17 protein-coding genes are annotated in these 19567 nt (G+C 71.6%); 5 read left to right on the top strand and 12 right to left on the bottom strand.

The genetic code is table 11. The annotated features are described in order from the left end of the window. The first annotated feature begins 2 nt into the window (after positions 1–2). Positions 3–1565, top strand: coding sequence for an NADH-quinone oxidoreductase subunit N (locus THESUDRAFT_RS09285; RefSeq protein ID WP_006904532.1), 1563 nt, complete (start codon positions 3–5; stop codon positions 1563–1565). 158 nt (positions 1566–1723) lie between these two features. Here the strand turns inward: THESUDRAFT_RS09285 and THESUDRAFT_RS09280 are convergent, their stop codons facing one another. From THESUDRAFT_RS09280 to extP, 8 genes are all read right to left on the bottom strand, one after another. After that, a complete protein-coding gene (locus THESUDRAFT_RS09280; protein WP_242823390.1) occupies positions 1724–2137 on the bottom strand; it encodes a universal stress protein in 414 nt (137 codons plus the stop codon). Positions 2138–2172: 35 nt separating this feature from the next. Then, positions 2173–3504 (bottom strand): cation:proton antiporter, encoded by a 1332-nt coding sequence (locus tag THESUDRAFT_RS09275; protein ID WP_006904529.1) that lies wholly within the window; start codon positions 3502–3504, stop codon positions 2173–2175. Positions 3505–3615: 111 nt separating this feature from the next. Then, complete coding sequence (locus THESUDRAFT_RS09270) at positions 3616–4413, bottom strand: hypothetical protein (protein WP_006904528.1); 798 nt, start codon at positions 4411–4413, stop codon at positions 3616–3618. 170 nt (positions 4414–4583) lie between these two features. Then, positions 4584–5636, bottom strand: a complete 1053-nt coding sequence (locus THESUDRAFT_RS09265) for a c-type cytochrome (RefSeq protein WP_006904527.1) — start codon at positions 5634–5636, stop codon at positions 4584–4586. A 30-nt stretch (positions 5637–5666) separates the two neighbouring features. Further along, positions 5667–5795: a hypothetical protein gene (locus THESUDRAFT_RS15110; RefSeq protein WP_006904526.1), complete on the bottom strand. Its 129-nt coding sequence runs from the start codon at positions 5793–5795 to the stop codon at positions 5667–5669. Between the two features lie 150 nt (positions 5796–5945). Next, positions 5946–6809, bottom strand: a complete 864-nt coding sequence (locus tag THESUDRAFT_RS09260; protein WP_006904525.1) for a QcrA and Rieske domain-containing protein — start codon at positions 6807–6809, stop codon at positions 5946–5948. A gap of 48 nt (positions 6810–6857) precedes the next feature. Continuing rightward, positions 6858–7637 carry a cytochrome b family protein gene (locus tag THESUDRAFT_RS09255; protein ID WP_006904524.1) on the bottom strand — a complete coding sequence of 260 codons (780 nt, stop codon included), beginning with the start codon at positions 7635–7637 and terminating at the stop codon, positions 6858–6860. A gap of 98 nt (positions 7638–7735) precedes the next feature. Beyond that, positions 7736–8506 carry a selenite/tellurite reduction operon b-type cytochrome ExtP gene (gene extP, locus THESUDRAFT_RS09250; protein ID WP_006904523.1) on the bottom strand — a complete coding sequence of 257 codons (771 nt, stop codon included), beginning with the start codon at positions 8504–8506 and terminating at the stop codon, positions 7736–7738. A 658-nt stretch (positions 8507–9164) separates the two neighbouring features. Between extP and nrdR the strand changes: the two genes are divergently transcribed. The 3 genes from nrdR (at position 9165) to THESUDRAFT_RS09235 (ending at position 14837) form a co-directional block, all read left to right on the top strand. Further along, positions 9165–9785, top strand: a complete 621-nt coding sequence (gene nrdR / locus THESUDRAFT_RS09245; protein WP_006904522.1) for a transcriptional regulator NrdR — start codon at positions 9165–9167, stop codon at positions 9783–9785. A gap of 15 nt (positions 9786–9800) precedes the next feature. Beyond that, a complete protein-coding gene (locus THESUDRAFT_RS13555) occupies positions 9801–13619 on the top strand; it encodes an intein-containing adenosylcobalamin-dependent ribonucleoside-diphosphate reductase (protein ID WP_006904521.1) in 3819 nt (1272 codons plus the stop codon). A gap of 471 nt (positions 13620–14090) precedes the next feature. Further along, positions 14091–14837 (top strand): SDR family oxidoreductase, encoded by a 747-nt coding sequence (locus THESUDRAFT_RS09235; RefSeq protein ID WP_006904520.1) that lies wholly within the window; start codon positions 14091–14093, stop codon positions 14835–14837. A gap of 146 nt (positions 14838–14983) precedes the next feature. On the opposite strand, the gene THESUDRAFT_RS09230 is transcribed toward THESUDRAFT_RS09235, so the two are convergent. Next, positions 14984–16039, bottom strand: coding sequence for a DMT family transporter (locus THESUDRAFT_RS09230; protein WP_242823307.1), 1056 nt, complete (start codon positions 16037–16039; stop codon positions 14984–14986). Between the two features lie 162 nt (positions 16040–16201). Between THESUDRAFT_RS09230 and THESUDRAFT_RS09225 the strand changes: the two genes are divergently transcribed. Then, entirely contained in the window at positions 16202–16636 is a 435-nt protein-coding gene (locus THESUDRAFT_RS09225; RefSeq protein WP_242823306.1) for a CBS domain-containing protein, read from the top strand. A gap of 240 nt (positions 16637–16876) precedes the next feature. Here the strand turns inward: THESUDRAFT_RS09225 and THESUDRAFT_RS09220 are convergent, their stop codons facing one another. The 3 genes from THESUDRAFT_RS09220 to hpt form a co-directional block, all read right to left on the bottom strand. Then, on the bottom strand, positions 16877–18193 hold the full coding sequence (locus THESUDRAFT_RS09220) for a tetraprenyl-beta-curcumene synthase family protein (RefSeq protein WP_242823305.1): 1317 nt from the start codon (positions 18191–18193) through the stop codon (positions 16877–16879). A 298-nt stretch (positions 18194–18491) separates the two neighbouring features. Continuing rightward, positions 18492–18725, bottom strand: coding sequence for a hypothetical protein (locus THESUDRAFT_RS09215; RefSeq protein WP_006904516.1), 234 nt, complete (start codon positions 18723–18725; stop codon positions 18492–18494). 114 nt (positions 18726–18839) lie between these two features. Next, positions 18840–19493, bottom strand: a complete 654-nt coding sequence (gene hpt / locus THESUDRAFT_RS09210) for a hypoxanthine phosphoribosyltransferase (protein WP_006904515.1) — start codon at positions 19491–19493, stop codon at positions 18840–18842. Positions 19494–19567 lie beyond the last annotated feature (74 nt).

Genomic DNA, 19567 nt, shown 5'->3' with positions numbered 1-19567 from the left:
GGATGCCAGTGCCATCGGCTGGAGAACTGGTCTATCTCCTGCCCGAGATCGTCCTGGTCTTCACGGCCATGCTCCTCCTGCTGGCAGACGCCTTTGCGGGCGGGCGGGCGGAAACCCAGGGGGCCGTGGCCTCGGGGGCCGGAACCGGGTCCGTGCCGTTGAGCAGCGCCCAAGAGGCGCGCCGGGACTGGATCGGCTATCTGGCCGTGCTGGGCGTGGTGGTGGCCATGATCCTGATCCGGCGCGACCTGACCCAGCCCGGGCCCATCCTGGGGAACATGGTGGCCAGCGACGGCTACGCCGCCTTTTTCAAGGCCGTGTTCCTCATCGCCACGGCGCTGGTGGCGCTGATTTCCATCGACTATGTGGCCGCCCGGGGCATCGCCGCGGGGGAGTACTTCAGCCTGCTGCTGCTGGCCACCACCGGGGCCCTGTTCATGGCGGGCGCGGCCAACCTGCTGACCTTCTACCTGGGCCTGGAGCTCCTGTCCCTCAGCTCCTACGCCCTGGCCGGCCTGATGCGCACCGATCCGCGTTCCCAGGAGGCCTCGCTGAAGTACTTCCTCAACGGCGCCCTGAGCTCCGGCATCCTGCTCTTCGGTATCTCCCTGCTCTACGGGGCCACGGGCACCTTCGACCTGGTCGAACTGGCCCAGCAGGCGGGCCAGGCGCTGCAGGGCGGCGCCACCGCCGGGCCGCTCCCGGCGCCGGTACTGGCCCTGGGCATCGCCTTCCTCCTGGCCGGCCTGGCCTTCAAGGCGGGTGCGGTGCCCTTCCACCTCTGGCTTCCTGACGCCTACCAGGGCGCGCCCACGCCCATCACCGCCTACCTGGCGGTGGCGTCGGAGGGTGCGGCCTTCGCCGCCATCCTGCGGGTGTTCTACGGCGGCCTGGGCGGCGCGCAGGGCAGCTGGCAGCTGGCCTTCGTCCTCCTGGCCGTGCTGACCATGACCGTGGCCAACGTGGCCGCGCTGCGGCAGACGGACGTCAAACGCCTGATGGCCTATTCGTCCATCGCCCAGGCAGGGTACATCCTGGCGGCCGTCGCCGCGGCCACCGAGCTCAGCCGGCCGGCCGTCCTGTACTACGTGATGGCCTATACCTTCATGAACGTGGGGGCCTTTGCCGTGATCACCGCCCTGCAGGTCCAGGGCGAGGGCCGGGAGGTGCGGGATTTCGCCGGCCTGGCCCGCCGGGAGCCGCTGCTGGCCGCCCTGCTGGTGGTGTTCCTGGTTTCCCTGGTCGGCCTGCCGCCCACGGCGGGGTTCATGGCCAAGTTCTCGGTGTTCCGGTCCCTGGTGGCCGCGGGCAACTACTGGCTGCCGGTGGTGGTGGCCCTCAACAGTGTGATCTCCGTGGGCTACTACTACAACTTGGTGCGGTACATGTACGTGGTGTCGCCGGAGAAGGAGCCCGTCCCCGACACCCCGGTGGCGGTGCCGGCGCCCATCTGGACCGTGCTGGTGGTGTGCGTGTTCTTCACCCTGGTGCTGGGGCTCTGGCCCGAGGCCTTCGTCCGGTGGGCCGAGGTGTCGCTGATGGCCATGGGGGGCCGCAGCTTCTAAGCCGGGCACGGCTTGCATGGGGGCAGGTCCCCTAGGGGTACCAGATCCCGCAGGAGAACGGCCAGGGGCCGGCGCGGTCAGGCGGCGCCGGCCCCTGTTCCTTGGCCCCCGGTCCTTGCGCGCCAGGTCCTTGCCTGGCAGGCCTGGTCCTTGCCTCGCTACTGGACGACAAGCACCGGCCCGTCCCAGTGCTCGATCACATAGGCGCTCACGCTGCCCAGCAGCGCCGCCTGCAACCGGCCCAAGCCCCGGCGACCGACCACCAGGAGGTCCGGCCTTTGTTCCCGGGCCACCGCCACGATCTCGTGGCCCGGGTCACCGCGGCGCAGCAGCTGGAGGACCGGGGGCCGGGGCTCGGGCAGGCGCCGGGCGGCGGCCTCCAGGATGGACCGGCCGAGGCGCTCCGATTCCTCCATGAACCGGTACACGGCGTCCAGACCGACGAACAGGTCACCGCTCATGCCGGCGACGCAGTGGACCAGGATCACCTGGGCGCCTTCCCTTCCCTGGATGAGGCGCCCGGCCATGTCCACGGCCCGGGCCGAGGGCGGCGAACCGTCGACGGCGACCATGACTTTCACGAGGTCCCGACCCCCTTCCGGCGCCATCAGCCGGCTTCTCCCGAGCGGGAGCCCGGGATGGGCGAGTAGGCGGCGGCACCCGACGGCGATCCGGGAGCCCTGCCGAAGGACCAGCGCAGCAGGATGGGTGTCAGCAGGGTGGTGAAGAGGGTCATCACTACCATGACGGAGAACACCGCCTGGGAGATGACGCCCTCCTGAAGCCCGATGCCGGCCACGATCAGGGCGACCTCGCCGCGGCTGACCATGCCGATGCCCACCCGCAGCGCCTCCATCCAGCCGAAGCCGAAGGGGCGCACCCCCAGCCCGGAACCCACGATCTTCCCCAGGACCGCCGCCACCAGGATGAGGACGAGGAAGCCCGGGCCGCTGGCGGCCACCGACTGGACCAGGTCGGCTTCGAGGCCGATGTTGACGAAGAAGATGGGGACGAAAAAGCCGTAGGCCAGGATGGCCAGCCGTTCTTCCACCGCCTGCTTCAACTCGGGGACCAGGGCGAGCATCACGCCCGCCATGTACGACCCGGTGATGGCCGCCACGCCGCCCAGTTCCTCCGCGGCGACGGCCAGCAGCAGGCCGGAGACCAGCGCCATGGCAAACTGGGGTTCCGTGCCAGGCCACCGGCCAGCCTGGCGGAGCAACCAGGGCAGGACCCACCGCCCAGCGGCGAGGGCCGCCGCGAAGAAGGCGGCCATGCGGAGGAGGATGAGGGCCACGGTCGCCAGCCCGGCCCCACCGGCACCGGCTGCGGGCCCTTCGGGACCGGCGGCCGCGGCGGCCTGGTCCGCCAGGGGTGCCGCGGCCATCCCGGCCTGATGCAGCGCCACCACCACCGAGAGGATCACGATGCCCATCACGTCGTCGATGACGGCGGCACCAAGGACCGTGGTGCCTTCGCGGGACCGCAGGCGGCCCAGTTCCAGCAAGGTCTGGGCGGTGATGCTGACGGAGGTGGCGGTGAGGATGGTGCCGATGAAGATGCTCTCGTAGACGGGAAAGCCGAAGGCGAGGCCCAGGGCCGTGCCGCTTAGGAAAGGCAGGGCCACCCCGCCGGCGGCGCCGGAGAAGGCGGCCGCGCCCACCTTGCGCATCTCCTGCAGGTCGGTCTCCAGGCCGGCCAGGAACATCAGAAAAATCACACCCAGCTCGGCCAGGTCGCCCACCAGATGCTCGAGATACTGGGGATCGGAGAACAGCGGCCAGTGGAGAATGTCCAGCAGGGTGGGACCCAGCAGGATCCCGGCCAGCAACTCCCCAAACACGGCAGGCTGGCCGAGCCGCTTGGAAAGCGCGCCGGCACCCTTCGCCGCGGTGATGACCAGCGCCATCAGAACCGCCACCTGCAAGAACGAGGGCATGTCCAGCAGGTCCTCCTCCGCCAGGGAACGGTCCGGCGGCGGCAACGCGTCCGGGACCGTTCCCGTACGTCCCCCGGCCGGAACGCCGGCCGGACGGGCTCCCCTCGCTCCTCAGGAGCGCGAGGGGTTGCCGGCCTGCCCGCGCCGCCCTGCGGCACCGGAGGCATCAGCCGGCCGGGATGGCTCCCCGGCAGCCGCCGTGGCGTACCACGCGGCGAGCCGCTCCGTCACGTGAGGGGATCCCTGGGCCTCGGCCGATGGCAAAACCAGCCGGCCCAGATGCTCGGGATTCAACTGCCAGCAGCCGTGCTCCAGTACCGGCCCGCCGGCCGGGCGCCGGGTCAGCACCAGGACCGGCTGCAGGGGTTCCGGCCAGGTTAGGCCGGCGGCGGCCAGGGACTCGCCCAGGGACCTGGTCCGTGCCTGCAGCAAGTCGCAGGCCCGCCGGAGGTGCTTGCGGGCCGATCGTGGCCGGGCGGCGGCCGACAGATCCAGCGTACCCAAAACCCACGCGCGGTTGGAGCCCACCAGCAGGATCTCCGCACCGCCCCGCCCGGCTGGACCCCTGTGGGCCGCGGGCAGGGCCACCCGCAAGATCCCCGGTGGCAGCTGGTCCACCGCGTCCAGCAAGCGCCGCCGGCCGTCGGCCACCTGCAACAAGGTGAAGAAGCGGGCCGCCGCCAGCCCGGCCCCGACCAGGCACCAGAATCCGAACATGTCCAGGATGTTCACGCCGGTCAGCTGGCGCAGGCGGAACAGCGAACCCGCGCCCCAGCCGAAGGCAAGACACGCCGCAGCCCAGCCCCAGGGGAGCGACGGGGGTTGCAGCGGGGTGCCGATCCAGCCTTGCCGGTTGCCGGCCACGGGGGTGGCCGCAGCCGGGCCTGCCGTGCTGGAGGAACCGCCCATACCCTCACGACCTCCTGTCCAGCGGGCGCCAGGGCCCTCAGACGAAGGATCTGTACAAAGCGCAGAGGGGCACCGGCCATCGGCACCCGGTGCCCCTCCCTTGCGACGCGGTGCGATGTCGCCACCAGCGGGGCGGCCTGAAGCAGCCCTGAAGAAGGCAGGGGCGGTGGTCAGGAGCCACCGCCGGCGCCACCCTGGGAACCGGACCCCCCACCCTGGCCCTGTCCCTGTTCGCCGGCACTGCCGCTGCCTTCAGCCGGGTTGGGCTCCTGGGCGGCGCGCTGGGCCACGTCGCCGAGACCCATCAGGAAGCGGGCCAGCAGGCGAATCTCTTCCTGCGACATGGCGTCCTTGTACGCCGGCATGATGCTGCGGAACTTCTCCGCTTCCTTGCGATACACCTCGGTCAGGTCCACCGGGGTGCCCTGACCGTGCCACACGGAGGGCATCCGCTCCCAGGGCTCGAAGGACTGCGGGTCGCTGATCCAGCGCTCGGTGAACTCCTGGCTGGGGAGCCACTCCCCGGCGCGGGTCAGGTTGGGCCCGACCACCCCGCCGTAGCTGCCCAGGGTGTGGCACTGGACGCAGTTCATCGTGACGAAGAGCTCCTTGGCCCGCTGGTTCTCTTCGTCCGTCAGGCCCGCCGCCTTGACGTCCAGATCCTGCGCCGTCACCGGCCGGGTGCGCTGTTCCTGCTGGCCGGTATCCTGGTTCTGGACGTACTCCGTCACGGTGAGGCGCGCTACCTCGGGAGCCGCGGCATGCTTGCTGGGCTCCTGCCAGTTCCCGTACATCAGGAAGGTCACCAGGTCGCGGATCTGCTGCTCGTTGAGCGGCCCGTTATCCGCGGTCGACCAGGTGGGCATCCGGGTGTACGAGTGGATCTTGCCGTCCTCGATCTCCCACGTGTTGTGGTCGAACCCCGGCCGGCCCCGGGCGATCACCTTGGTCAGGAAGTCCTGGATGGTCGCGGCCTGGATGGGTGTCTTGCCCTCGGCCCGGAACTCCTCCCGGTTCAGGGGGGGACCGATGATGCCCTCGCCCACCGGCCCGTGGCACAACATGCAGTTCTGGGCGTAGAGCTGGGCGCCGTGGGCGGCCTGTTCTTCCCGCGCCGCCGCCGACGCCTTGGTCATGCGCTGGCTTTCGAAGAGCCAGTACCCCTGGATGATCAGGATCAGCACCCAGAGCAGTGACAGGGCGACGACCTTGCGCTTGCTCAAGGCTGGGACTCCTTTCCGCGCGGCCGGGAGTCAGTCGTCCTCGCCGGACTTCTCCAGCGGGCGTCCCGTGAACCGCTCCACGGTGTCAACCGCCACCAGGCAGAGAAAGATCACGATCATCACGGCCAGAAGTTCAACGGATTCCAGTACCTCGAACATGGTCCCAACCTCCTCGCCGTGGCACCCGGCCGCACCGGCCCCTGGCCCCCGTCGCAACCGGCGGGGCGAAGCGGGCACGGGACGCCCTCACGCTGCGCCGGACCCGCCTCCGGACGGCCTCCCCGGGGAACGCCCCCCGGGACGGCCGGATTAAGAGACCGGTGTCAGCTGGCTGGGGTCAAAGGCCTGGCGCTGCTGCACACGGCCGGTGTCGACCCACACGTTGCCCGCGGCATCGATCTCGATGGGGAAGTAGTCCATCGGCCGCGGGGCAGGGCCGCCGATCTTCTCGCCGACCTTGTTGAACTGCGAACCGTGGCAGGGGCAGCAGAAGCAGCCGCCCGCGTCGGGCCGTTCTTCCGGCTTCCACGGTACCGTGCAGCCCAGGTGGGTGCAGCGCCAGTACAGGGCGATGAGCCCCTGCTCGGTGTGGACCAGGTAGAACTTGCCCGCGTCCACCTTGGTGACCGACCCCACCGGGAAGTTGGACACCGGCCCGATGTTGATCTTCTGCCCGAAGAAGCCCACCTTCCGCGGCCAGAAGTAATAGGCGAAGTTCCCGGCGAACTGGCCGAGCCAGAGCAAGGCCGATCCCCAGAGGGCCCAGTGCAGGAAATCGCGGCGCGTAACGGGCTCGTCCCGGCGGGCGGCGGCACCATGCCCGCCGGCCCGGGCCGCGGGCCTGGCCGCCGCACCGGCTGCGGACCCCGGCCCTGCGGCGGCACCGCCCTTGCCGGCTCCGGCCCCCGCCTTGGCGGCTGCCGCCTTGGCTGCGGCTGCCCTGGCTGCGGCCAGCTTTTCCGGATCCACCTTGGGCCGCGCCGGCGTGCCGGCGGCCTCCTGGCCCCCCTGGCCTCCCTGGCCCGCAGGCGCTCCGCCCGCGGCGACGGGAGTATCCTGGGGGGTGCCGGACGCTCCGCCTGCGGGCTCGGCCCGGTCCGGGCTTCCCGCTTCAGCGCCTGTCGCCGGCTGATCCTTGCCGGCTTCCGGGCTGCGCTCGCGTTCGTCGGCCATGTGCCAATCCCTCCAGCCATCAAGAGCATCCCGATGCCTAGTACCCGATCACTGGGGCGGTTCCAGCTGCCACGGCCACACCAGGTGCAGGCTCTCGCCGCGGAAGCCGGTGCCGATGATGGTCAGAACGAAGTAGGAGGCGACGAACACCGTGAACAGCGCGATGATGGTCTCCCGGGTGTTGGCCTGGTAACGCCGGCGCACGATGACCGCCAGGACGCCCGGCACCGCCGCCATGACGATCAGCGGAATCACCACGCCGGCGATGTGCTCCACCAGCTGCGCCTGGGCGTGGATCGCCTCGGGGCTCATGAACAGGCCGAACACCGCGGCGACCAGGCCGCGGGTGCCGATGTAGTCGACGCCCCCCACGTTGACCGCGAAGAAAGCGTCAAACAGGATCAGGCCCAGCACGATCAGCGACGTGTACAGGAAGGAGAACTTGAAGATCCGCAAGCCCTTCTCGCCCGCGAACCACACGCCGGTGTCCGAGGGGTCCGTATCGATGTAGGGGATGGCTGCGATCAGGACCAGCACGAGCCCCGGCACGATGACGCCGGCCAGGCTGGGGTGCATGTGCAGCAGCAGCTCCTGCAGGTTGAGGAAGTACCAGGGCGCCTTGGCCGGGTTGGGCGTGTGGGACGGGTTGGCCAGCTCCAGAAGGGGCGCCTTGATCAGGATGGCCAGAAGCGACAGGCCGATGGTGTAGATCAGGGCCCCGACGAATTCGATCAAGAGCAGGTGGGGCCAGACCGTCACCTGTTCCTTGGGGTTCGGCCGCTGCGGCTCCTCGCCGGTCGCGGCCGGAGCCGGTTGTGGCTGTGCCACGGGACTCCCTCCTCGTGCCCTCCGTTGCTGGCGTGTTCGGCGGATGCGGCCTCTGGCCGGGCTCGGGCGGCGAACCGCCCGTCTCCCCGGCTACTGCCTCAGCGGGAGAAGCCGTCCTTGCGGACCCGCCAGAAGTGCATCCCCATGAACACGGCCGCCACCAGCGGCAGGGCGAAGACGTGCAGCGTGTACCACCGGATCAGGGTGTTCTGGTTGATGTCGTAGCCGCCGATCAGGAGGAACTTCAGCTTGTCGCCCACGAAGGGCGTCGCGCCGGCCATGTTGGTACCCACCGTCACCGCCCAGTAGGCCAGCTGGTCCCACGGCAGCAGGTAGCCCGTGAAGCTCATCAGGAACGTCAGCACCAGCAGGATCACGCCGATGACCCAGTTGAACTGCCGGGGCGGCTTGTAGGCGCCGGTGTAGAAAACCCGTACCATATGTAGGAACACCAGCAGCACCATGGCGTGGGCCGCCCAGCGGTGGATGTTGCGGAAGAACTGGCCGAAGGCCACGGTGGTCTCCAGGTCTTCGATGCTGAAGTAGGCCTGGGGGACCGAGGGGATGTAGTAGAACATCAGGATGACGCCGGTGACCGTCAACAGGATGAACATGAAAAACGACGTGCCGCCGAGCCCGAAGGTGTAGCGGAACGTCAGCGCCTGCCGGGTGATCCGGCCCGGGTGCAGGTGCAGGAACAGGCTGTTCAGAACCGCCAGGCCGCGGGTGCGCCGGTCCCGCGGGTAGGGGTTCATGTACATCGACTTCCAGAGGGCGCTGTTGAAGATCCAGTCGGCAAGCCGCCCGATCAGCGACTTGCGCCCCCCGGACGCCGGCGGCTGTTGCTCCGGTGTACCAACCCGGCTCAACGGGAAGCTCCTCCTTCCGGCCGACGATGGTTGCCGCCCTGCGGAGCCGGCCGCGCGGGACCAGGCCCCAGCCCTGGAACGGCGCCCTGTCGAGCAGGCGGGATGGGCGCCAGGGGGGCGGCGGGCCGGCGGGGCCGGATCGGTCGAGCCGCCGGCAGCAACCCGGGCCACCCGGGTGTCCGGACGCCGGAACCGCGGCCCAGCGGCCTGCCGGTTCGCACGGGGCCCCGCATGTCTACCACTCAACACTACACAAAGTCGCTTTCCACCCGCAAGGGTCGCACACCGGATTATGCCTGGGCCGGCTCGGGCGACCATCCGAGCCGGCCCAGGCCAGGCCGGACGCCTGCCGCCCGTTCCCGGACACCGGGACCCTTGCCACGGCGAAGGCTCCCGAACCAGGGCGTTAGTATTCCCTCCCTGCGCAGGATCCCGTCCCACGACCTGTCAGGGGAGTTGCATCGGCGGCGCGCCTGTCGCACCCTGCAGGAGGCAGACCTTCGGACAGGTTCCTGGCACCCGGAAGGAAACCCGAGGGCGCTGGCGAATCCCGCCCTCGTAGATGGGACTACATATGGTGGAGAATGATGTCGCGGCGCCTAGATGTTGTTGTTCGGCGCCGCCGTCGTTCCCCCGGGCAGGGAAAGGAGGTGAGCCGGTGCGCTGTCCCCGCTGTCTCGCACCGGACACGCGGGTGCTGGACTCCCGCCCGACGGAAGAGGGCATGGCCGTCCGCCGCCGGCGGGAGTGCCAGGCGTGCGGCGAGCGCTTCACCACTTACGAAAAGGTGGAGGTCACGCCGCTCCTGGTCATCAAGAAGGACGGCCGGCGCGAGGCGTTCGACCGGGACAAGGTGCTGCGCGGCATGCTCACCGCCTGCGAGAAGCGCCCGGTCGAGCTGGAGCGCCTGCAGGCCATCGCCGCCGAGATCGAGCGCGAACTCCAGAGCCGGTATGACAAGGAAGTGGAGTCGCGGGTCATCGGCGAGATGGTCATGGAACGCCTGCGGCACCTGGACCAGGTGGCTTACGTTCGCTTCGCATCGGTCTACCGCCAGTTCAAGGACCTGGAGACCTTCCGCCGCGAGCTGGACCGGCTGCTGGGAGGGGACGAACCGGCTCCCGCTCCCCGCAGCGCCGGGGAGGCCTCCTCCGATCCTGTCGGGGACCGCCAGGCGCCGGCGGCCGCCGCCGGCGGCAGCGCCGGCCCGGTTCAAGCGGGGGACGGGCACCCCGCGGCCGGTATCGTGCGGGGGACAAGCCCGGTAGGCCCCCGCTGAAAAGGAGGACCGCCGATGGAACTCACGGGTATCCGGAAGACCGTGTTCCTGGATCGGTACGCCCGCAAGGGGCCCGACGGGAAACCGGTGGAATCGTCGCCGGAAGAGATGTGGGACCGGGTCGCCCGGGCCATCGCCGAGGTGGAGGAACCGGACCGGCGGGAGGTCTGGGAGCGGCGCTTCCGCCAGGCCCTGGATGGATTCAAGTTTGTTCCCGGCGGTCGTATCCTGGCCGGCGCCGGTACCGGGAACAAAGTGACTTATTATAACTGCTACGTGATCCCGTCCCCCGAGGACAGCCGCAAGGGGATCATGGACAACGTTTCGCTCATGGTGGAGATCATGTCCCGGGGCGGCGGCGTGGGCGTGAACCTCTCCACCCTGCGCCCGCGGGGCACCTACGTCAAGGGAGTGAACGGCACCGCCAGCGGTCCCGTGTCGTGGGCCGAGGTGTACAGCACGGCCACGGGCAGCGTGATCCAGGGCGGCAGCCGCCGGGGCGCCCTCATGCTGATGCTGGACGACGACCACCCGGACATCGAGGAGTTCATCACCGTCAAGCGGGACCTGACCAAGATCACCAACGCCAACCTTTCGGTGTGCATCAGCGACGCCTTCATGGAGGCCGTCCAGCAGGATCTGCCCTGGGACCTGAAGTGGAACGGCAAGGTGTACAAGACCGTGCGGGCCCGGGACCTGTGGGAGCTGATCTGCGAGTCGGCCTGGGCGTCGGGTGAGCCGGGCGTGGTGTTCATGGAGCGGGTCAACAAGCGCTCCAACACCTGGTACTGCGAGCCCATCAACTGCGTGAACCCCTGCTTCGTGGGGTCCACGCGCCTGGCCACCGCCGAAGGGCTCAAGACCATGGAAGAGCTCTACCGGGAGGGCCGTCCCGTCACCGTCCTCACCGACCTGCGGGCGGAGGACGCCGCGCTGCAGGTGGTGGGTGCGGGCGCCGGCTTCCCGCGCCTGGGGACCCGGTTGCGTCCGGCGGCGCCGGTCATGCTCACCCGGCGGCAGGCCGAAGTCATGCGGCTGGTCACGGAGCACGGCTTTGAGGTGGTGGCCACGCCGGATCATCCCTTCCTGACCCCGGCGGGCTACGTGGCGCTCAAGGACCTGCGCCCCGGCGACGTGCTGTTCCTGCAGTCCGGCGAGGGGGCCTGGCCGGCCGACCCGCAGCTGCCGGACGAATGGCACCGGGCGGTGGCCGCCCGCGGCCGCATGCGGGGGCGCATCGAGCGGGGCGAGGCCGCTCCGCCCCGAACCTGGAGCCGCGAACTCGGCCAGGTGCTGGGCTGGCTGACGGGCGACGGCTACGTGTACCGCGATCAAGGCAAGCCGCGGGTGGGGTTCGTCTTCGGTTGCGACGAGGCCGACGTCCTGCCGGTGATCCGTGAGCGGATCCGCCGCTGGTTCGGCGTCCGCGGAGCGGTCAGCACCAGGAACCACACCACGGCCCTGCTGTACGGTAGCACGGTGGCCACCTTCTTCGAGAGCCTGGGGGTCCGGGCCGTCAAGGCGCGGGAGAAGCGGGTCCCCGAGGCGTTGTGGCGCGCTCCCCGGGAGGCGGTGGTGGGTTTCCTGCAGGGGCTGTTCACCAGCGACGGCACCGTCAACCGGACCGACGCCAAGAAGTCCTGCTCGATCCGCCTGGCCAGCAGCTCGAAGGCGCTGCTGCAGGACGTGCAGTTGCTCCTTCTGAACCTGGGCATCGTGGCCGCGCTGCGGGAGCGACGGGCCGGTGGGGAGAGCCGGCTGCCCGACAGCCGCCGCCGGCTGCGGCGCTACGCCACCGCCCCGCAGTACGAGCTCATCCTGGACAAGGCCAACCGCGACCGGTTCCTCACCGAGGTGGGGTTCATGAGCCCGCGCAAACAGGAGAAGGTGGCGGCCTTCGTGGCCGGCAAGGCGCGGCGCTCCAACCGGGAGACCTACATCACCCGGGTGGTGGCGGTGGAACCGGCGGGCACCGCCGACGTGTACGACACCACGGAGCCGGTGACCCACTCGCTGATCGCCAACGGCCTGGTGGCCCACAACTGCGGCGAGCAGCCGCTGGGCCCCTGGGGCGTCTGCAACCTGGGCGCCATCAACCTGGCCGCGTTCGTCCACGAAGGCGAACTCGACCTGGAGGGCCTGAAGGACACGGTGGCCGTGGCCGTCCGGTTCCTGGACAACGTCATCGACGCCACGGAGTACTTCTTCCCCGAGAACGAGAAGGCCCAGCGGTACGGGGTGCGGCGCATCGGCCTGGGGACCATGGGCCTGGCCGACATGCTGATCAAGCTGGGTGTGCGCTACGGCAGCGAGAAGGCCTTCGAGGTCTGCGACCAGGTGTACCGGCTGATCCGCGACGAGGCCTACCGGGTGTCGGCGCTGCTGGCCCAGGAAAAGGGGCCCTTCCCCCTGTTCGACCGGGAGAAGTACCTGCAGGGCTGGTTCATCCAGCGGCTGCCCGAGGACATCCGGCAGCTCATCGCCCAGCACGGCATCCGCAACGGGTTCCTGCTGACCCAGGCGCCCACGGGCACCACCAGCCTGCTGGCGGGCGTGAGCTCGGGCATCGAGCCGGTCTTTGCGTTCTCTTTCAAGCGCACGGACCGGACGGGCACCCACATCGTCTATCACGAGCTCTACAAGGAGTGGCTGGAGAAGCACCCTGACGAGCCCGTGCCCGACTACTTCGTGTCGGCGGACCAGCTGACGCCGGAAGAGCACGTGCGCATGCAGGCGGTGATCCAGCAGTACGTGGACGCCTCCATTTCCAAGACCGTCAACGCGCCGCGGGAGCATACCGTCGACCAGGTGCGCACCCTGTACCGGTTGGCGTACGAGCTGGGCTGCAAGGGCATCACCTACTACCGCGACGGCAGCCGGGAAGGCGTGCTGCACAAGCTGGACGACGGCGAGAAGGGCCGGCAAGGCAAGGGGGCGGCCCAGGGGGCTGCGGCCGCAGGGGCCGGCGCGGGGCCGGACACGGGCGGTGCAGGCGAGCCCCAGCAGCCGGCGGTGGCGGTGACGGGGGCGCCCGGTACCCCGGGCGGCCTGCGGGTCACCTGGGGGCAGATCCGGCCCATCGAGCGGCCGAGCAAGCTCAACGGCTTTACCGTGCGGCGGACCACGCCGCTGGGCAACCTCTACCTGACGTTGAACACGTTCAACGGTTACCCCTTCGAGCTGTTCGCCCAGATCGGCAAGGCGGGCTCCGACGTGGCGGCCTTCACCGAGGCCATTGCCCGTCTGGTGTCCCTGGCCTTCCGGGCCGGCATCGACCCCCACGAGGTGGTGGAGCAGCTGCGTGGCATCGGCGGCAGCCGCTCCGTCGGGTTCGGCCCCAACCGGGTGCTGTCGGTGCCCGACGCCATCGCCCAGTTCCTTGACGATTACCTGGCCGGCAAGATCGAGCGGGACCCGGTGGATGAGGTGGCCGCCGGTCAGCTGACGGTCTTCCCCGGCGACCCCGCCCAGGAGGCGCGGGAGGTCGTGGCGGCGGCGCGGGCGGGCCAGGGGGCTGCCGCTGCGGACGAACCGGCCGGCGGCACCGGGGCGGGTCTCGCCGGCGATGCCGGGACCGGCGCCCAGGGATCCGGTGGGGCGGCCGGCAACGGCGCGGCCGGCAACGGCACGGCCCGGACCGATGGCGTCACGGCGGGCGGACGGGCCCTTGCCGCCGGAGGCACGGCGGGCCACGGGCGGCAGGGGGCAGCGCCCATCACCGGCGGCAACGGCCGGGAGCTCAGCATGAACCTGTGTCCGGAGTGCGGCAGCCACGCCCTGGTGCATGAAGAGGGCTGCAGCAAGTGCCTGGCCTGCGGATACAGCGAGTGCTGAGGCGGCAGGGGCCGGGCGCCGGTGGCCGGGCACAGGGCGGGACACCGGAGGCGGAAGGGCAAGACGGGGCCTGAGGCCCCAGGGCAAGGGGGCGACCGGGCCGCCGCCCGGCCGCAACGGGCAGGGCTGGCACGGGCGGCGGAACCGGGCCCCAAGCCGGGCCGAGACGGCAGAGCCGTGGCAGGGGGCGGGGGCAGGATCCCCGCCCCCGCCTTCCATGGGGCCCGCCTGTCATCACCGGGGCCGGCCGGCGGCCCATGGTCCCAAGGCCTGCGCCGACGGCCTGCCGGTTGCCGTGGCCAGGATCAAGGGGGGTCGCTTGCACTGGCGGTCCGAACGTCACCTGCCGTCGGGAGCCAGGGCCGCCCCGCCGGGGGAAATCGTTTGACCTGCCGATCCGGCCAAAGAGCGGCTGAAAGAACCTCGGGGGCCGGAGCGGCGGACCAAACCAAGGACCAGGGAGGGCCCAAGGTGCCGGAGCGGGAGCTGTCGGGGCAGGTGTGGGTGATCACCGGCGGCGCCGGGGCCATCGCCGGCAGCGTGGCCCGTGCCTTCGCCGCTGCGGGGGCGCGGCTGGTGCTGGCGGACGTGGCCGGCGCAGCCCTGGAGGCCCGGGCCCGGGAACTGGGGGCCGAGTTCGTCCCGGTGGACCTGACCCGGGCCGGGGAGGCCGAGGGGCTGGCCCGGCAGGTCCAGGCCCGCATGGGGCGGATCGACGGGCTGATCCACACCGTGGGCACCTACGCCGGTGGCCGGGTGCACGAGGTGGACCCGGCCCAGTACGACCGGCTCTTCGACCTGAACGTGCGGACCCTGTTCTACTGCGTGCGGGCGGTCCTGCCGGTGATGCTGGAGCAGGAGGAGGGTTTCATCGCCGGTTTCGCCTCCGGTCCCGCATGGCGGGGTGCCGGACCCCGCGCCGCCCTGTACGCGGCGGCCAAGGGCGCCGTGGCCACCTTCCTCCAATCGCTGGACGAGGAGCTGCGGGAGGGGCAGCCGCCGGGTTCCGGAGGTGCACCCCCGTCCAGGGGGCGCATCCGCGTGGCCGTGGTCTACCCGATGGGCGTGGTGGACACCCCCGCCAACCGGAAGGCCATGCCCGGTGCCGATCCGGCGGGCTGGATCGACCCCGGCGAGATCGCCGCGGCCCTGCTCTTCGCCGCCACCCGGGGACCCGGCGGGAGGCTGCTGGAACTGCCCGTCTACCCGGGACGATGAGGGACGGCACAGTGACGGCCTGGCAGCCGCCCCGGCGGGAGGGGCGCCGGCCGGGCAGGCGGCGGAGGGAACCGCCCAGCCGGCGGGCCGCCGGGGCCAGGCCAGGGCGGCCCGGGCGTTGCCCGGGAAGCGGGCCGGCCCACCGCTCAGCCCGCGGCCGCTGGTCGTTGGGGACCTGTCGCCATGCGGCTCGAGAGCAGGAGGGTCGCCGCCAGCACCGCCGCACCGCCTGCCAGCATGGGCGGCGTGAAGGGAACGCCCAGCCAGAGGGTGGCCGAAGCGGCGGCGGCCAGCGGTTCCATGCAGGCCAGCAGGCTGGTCTGGGACGGGCGCAGGTGGCGGAGGCTGACCAGGTACAGGGTGAAGGCCAGCAGGGTGCCGCCCAGCACCACGAAGGACCACAGGCCCGCCGCCACGCCGTCCCAGGGGACGGGACGGGGACCAGGGTGCCACGGCGGCGCCACGATGCCCATGGCCGCCCCGCCCAGCGCCATGGCCCAGCCGATGACCAGTGCCGCCGGCCACCGCCGCAGGAGGCCGGCACCGGCCACGGTGTAGAAGGCCAGAGTCAAGGCCGAGACCAGGCCCCAGACCACGGCCCCGGCCGGTACGGCCAGCCGGCCCACGGACCCGCCCGTGGCCAACAGCAGCGTGCCGCCCAGCGCCAGCAGCAGCGCGGCCACCTCATGGTTACGGGGCCGGCGCCGCCAGCGCAGCACCTCGTACACCGTGACGAAGGCCGGCCCGAGGTATTGGAGGAACGTGGCCGTGGCCGCGTTGCCCAGGGCGATGGAGGCCATGTAGCTGTACTGAACCCCGACCAGGCCGCCCAGGGCGAAGGCGACCAGCTGCCGGCGGGACGCCCCGTCCCGCCAGGGTGCCAGGCGGTCGCGGGCGCCGAGCCACGGGCTGGCCAGAAGCAGCACCAGCCCCGCCACCAGCATGCGGGTGGTGACCAGCCACTGGGGGGTGACGCCGTAGCCCTGCATCAGCTGCTGGGCGGCGGTGCCGGAGAGGCCCCAGAGGCCGGCGCCGGCCAGCACGCCGGCCATGGCCCGCCGTACCTGGGCGGCGGTGCTGCCCGTGCTCGCAGGGAGCCCGGTCGGGGAAAGGGCCTGGGGAGCAGCCATGATGGCTTGGTGATTCGTGGCCCCGGCCCGGGATCCTGCCGGTCCGGCCTGCTGGGCAGGCCCGTCGCGCAAGCCCGTTTCTCGGCCGCCGGGGGCCTCGCCGGGAGGTTCGGGGCGGTCCCGGCCTGCAGCGGCGCCGGGGCGCAGCGGCGCCGGGGTGACACGGCCGGTCCGGGCCGGGGCGTACCCCCATCCATGCTGGCCGGCCGCAGCTGGCGTAAGATGAAAGCGGTGATGGCCGTGAACGTGGCCTTCTTCCTCCTGCCCAAGTCCGACGTGGTCTGGCTCAGCCCCCGTAACACCCTGCGCCAGGCCATGGAGCGGATGGAGCACCATCGCTACACGGCAGTCCCCCTGGTCGACGACGAAGGACGCTACGCCGGCACCCTGACGGAAGGCGACCTGCTCTGGTACATCAAGGGCGCCCGGAACTTCTCCTTCGACCGGGCGGAGCGCATCCTGGTGGCCGAGGTGCCGCGCCGTTTCCGCTATGAGCCCGTCTCCATCTACGCCGAGGTGGCCGATTTGATCCGGCTGGCGGCAGCCCAGAGTTTCGTTCCGGTGGTGGACGACCGCGGCCTGTTCATCGGCATCGTGCGCCGGCGGGAGATCATCGAGTACTGCGCCCGGCTGCTCTTCGAGGGCGGTGATGCGGAGGGGGCGAGCTAGGCTGTAACCCGGCCGGCTCGGAGAGCCGGACTGGCACCCCGCCCGCCGAAGGGTGCCGTCTCGTGGCCGCCGGCTCGCTTGGCAACTTCACTGAGCTGGCGTGATGAAGATGGGCTTGACGCCGGCGCCTGGCACGCGGCTGCCACGCAGCCCGCCCCTGCCGCTACCCAGCCCGCCCACCCCCGTCGCCTGCCCGGCTGCCTGCCCCGCCTCCGGCCCCCGCCGGGCAACGTCTGGCCTTCACAGGCGCCGCCACCGCCGGACGAACCGGCTGGCCGCCCGGCACAGGCGGGCGCCGGGCCCGCCGGCCGCCACCAGCTGCCGGGCCACGGGTTCCAGTCCCTGGCTCGCCACCTTGGGGTCCGTCAGGTACAGGCCCAGCAGGCCGTCGACCACCAGCCGGTGCAGGGCGGCCTCGGGCAGGCGTTCCGCCTGCCGGGCTGCCTGGCGGGCGAAGGCGGCGAGACCGGCCGCAGCCCGCTGGGGGTCGCCGTAAGGCCGGACCAGATTGAGGTCGCCTCCCGCCCGGTCCTCCGCCTGGTCGATGAGGTAATCCAGCAGGATGTGCAGCCCGCCGATCCAGGGGAAATAGGCGCCGGCCAGGGCCCTGATCCGGGCCGGGGACGGCTCCGCAGCCAGCAGGGCTTCCCGGAAGAGGGCGAAGACCCCCAGGGTCGAGCCGCAGGCGGCGGCGAACTCCCACCAGGCCAGCCGTCCCTGCCACGGCCCCGCCTCCCGGCGGTACCAGGATTGCAGGCGGGCCAGGCGCCCTTCCCGGTCCCCGTGCTTGTTCACCTGCAGGTCGCTGTACAGGGACACCAGCCGCCGGACCGTCCCCGCCACCTGCGGGTAGCCAGGGAAGCGGGCCAGGGCCTGCTGGCAGGCCGCCACAAGGGACTCCAGGTAGCCGCCGTCGTCCCGGTGGGGGTGAAGGCGGTAGTAAGACCCGCCGTCGCGGGCAGGTCCGGCCCAGCGGGGCGGGGCTTCCGGGACCGCCCGGGGCCCGGGCCCGTCGGGCCCGCCGGGCAAGGTCCGGGCGGGCGGGGGACCGCCTGGCAACGGCTCGCCGGGCAGGGGCATGCCGTCTTCGCCGCGCCGGGACTCCCGGGGGCCTGCCGGCAGGGACCTGCCGGGCACCGCCACGGCGTCCAGCATGGCCTGATGCAGCTCCCGGTAGTCTGCCGGGTCCAGGCTGTCGCTGCGGTCGCAGAGGTTGTCCAGGTAGTCGCTGATGGTTTGCAGGGCGACCACAGCCTCAAGCAGCAACGGCCGCCGGTCCGCAGGCACCGCGGCGGCGAAGACCGCCCCACCCTGGCAGTGGAAGCGCTTGGCCCGCAGGCTGGCCAGGGCCTGGCGGCGCAGCTCGGGGTCCGGGATGCGGCTTGCCCGCTCCTGCCAGCGCTGGAGGAGCCGGTCGACCACCGGCAGGACGGCGCCCACGTAGACGGCCAGGAGCGCCGCCTCCCCGGCGAAGCGTCCCACCGGCCCGAGGGCCGGGGTGCGCCCGCCGGCCCCGGCCTGAGGGGTATCCTGCGGCGTGCCCGTGCACGTGTCCACGGAATTAACATGCCCCGTTGTTGGCCTGCCCCGCGTCCCGGGAGAAAGGGGCAGGGAAGGGATAAAGGCGGCGCGGCCCCCTCTCGGGGCCGCGCCGCGGGGCCGGGTTCGTCCCGGAACGGTCCCTGGTGCGAGTCCGCGGACGGCCGGCATGCCTTCTCTCCGGCGGGGAAGCGGCCTGCCGCTGCAAGGGCGGCAGCCCTGCGGGCACCATTGTGCGGGGTTCGCCGCCCGGACGGCACCGCCCCACCGGGTAGCCCGTCCAGGGAGGGTTCTCCGCAAGCCGGTGGCCTCGGGGCTACTCGCCCGAGGCGCTGCGCCGGCCGGCGGCACCGTTGCCACTGGAGGCCAGGAACCGGGCGGGATCGACCCCCGGCGGGGGATCCCAGGGTTCGACGTCATCGGATGTGCATTCTTGCTCGTGACCGGATTGCCAGCGTACGCGGATGGATTGGCGGGAACTGCGGAGCCGGACGATGATCCCCAGCTCACCGGACCGGCGGTGGCGCACCCACTGGCCGCGACGGAACACGGCATCGCCCCCTTTCCGGTAATCGGGCTTTGCCAGTATAGACTTCGGGGCCAGGGGGGCGGTTTCCTTTTACTGGGGCAGCCTGGGCGCCGGCGGCCCGCCGTTGACCCCACGTCAGTCCTCCAGCCGCACGCACGCGATGTAGGGCAGGTACCGGAACTGCTCGGCGTAGTCGATGCCGTAGCCCACCACGAACTCGTCGGGGATGGTGAAGCCCACGTACTCCACGGGCACGTCCACCACCCGCCGCTCGGGCTTGTCCAGCAGGACGCACGCTCTCAGGGAAGCGGGATCCTGGGCCAGCAGGTGTTCCCGCAGGTAGCGCAGGGTCAGGCCCGTGTCCACGATGTCCTCGATGAGCAGCACGTGCTGACCCCGGATGGGCCGGTCCAGGTCCTTCAGGATGCGGATGATGCCCGACGTCTGGGTGGCCGAGCCGTAGCTGGAGACGGCCATGAAGTCGACCTGCAGCGGGACCCCCTGTTCACCCAGGGCCCGGACCAGATCGGCGGTGAAGACGAAGGCCCCTTTGAGGATCCCCACCACCGTCAGGGTGGGAAGGCCGCCATGGCCACCGGCCGCCCCCTCAAGGACCGGGCCTGGGGCCGCCCGCCCGGCAGTCCCGTAGTCGTGGCGTATCCGTTCCGCCAGCTCCCGCACCTTGCGGGCGATGGCCTCCTGGGAGAAAAGGATCCGGTCGATCCGGGCCTTGCGCGGGGCCGCGGGCGGCATGCCGCCCGTGACGCCGCCCGTGTCGTCGCCGTGCATGGTTCACGCTCCTCCGGGCCGGGGGAGCCGGTCACCGGTTGCCGGCCGCGGGACGCGGGCCGCCCCGGTTCCCG

The sequence above is a fragment of the Thermaerobacter subterraneus DSM 13965 genome (assembly GCF_000183545.2).
Taxonomy (GTDB): Bacteria; Bacillota; Sulfobacillia; order Thermaerobacterales; family Thermaerobacteraceae; genus Thermaerobacter; species Thermaerobacter subterraneus.
Note: the sequence above shows the minus strand (reverse complement) of the source record. Positions and strands in the feature narration are given on the sequence as shown.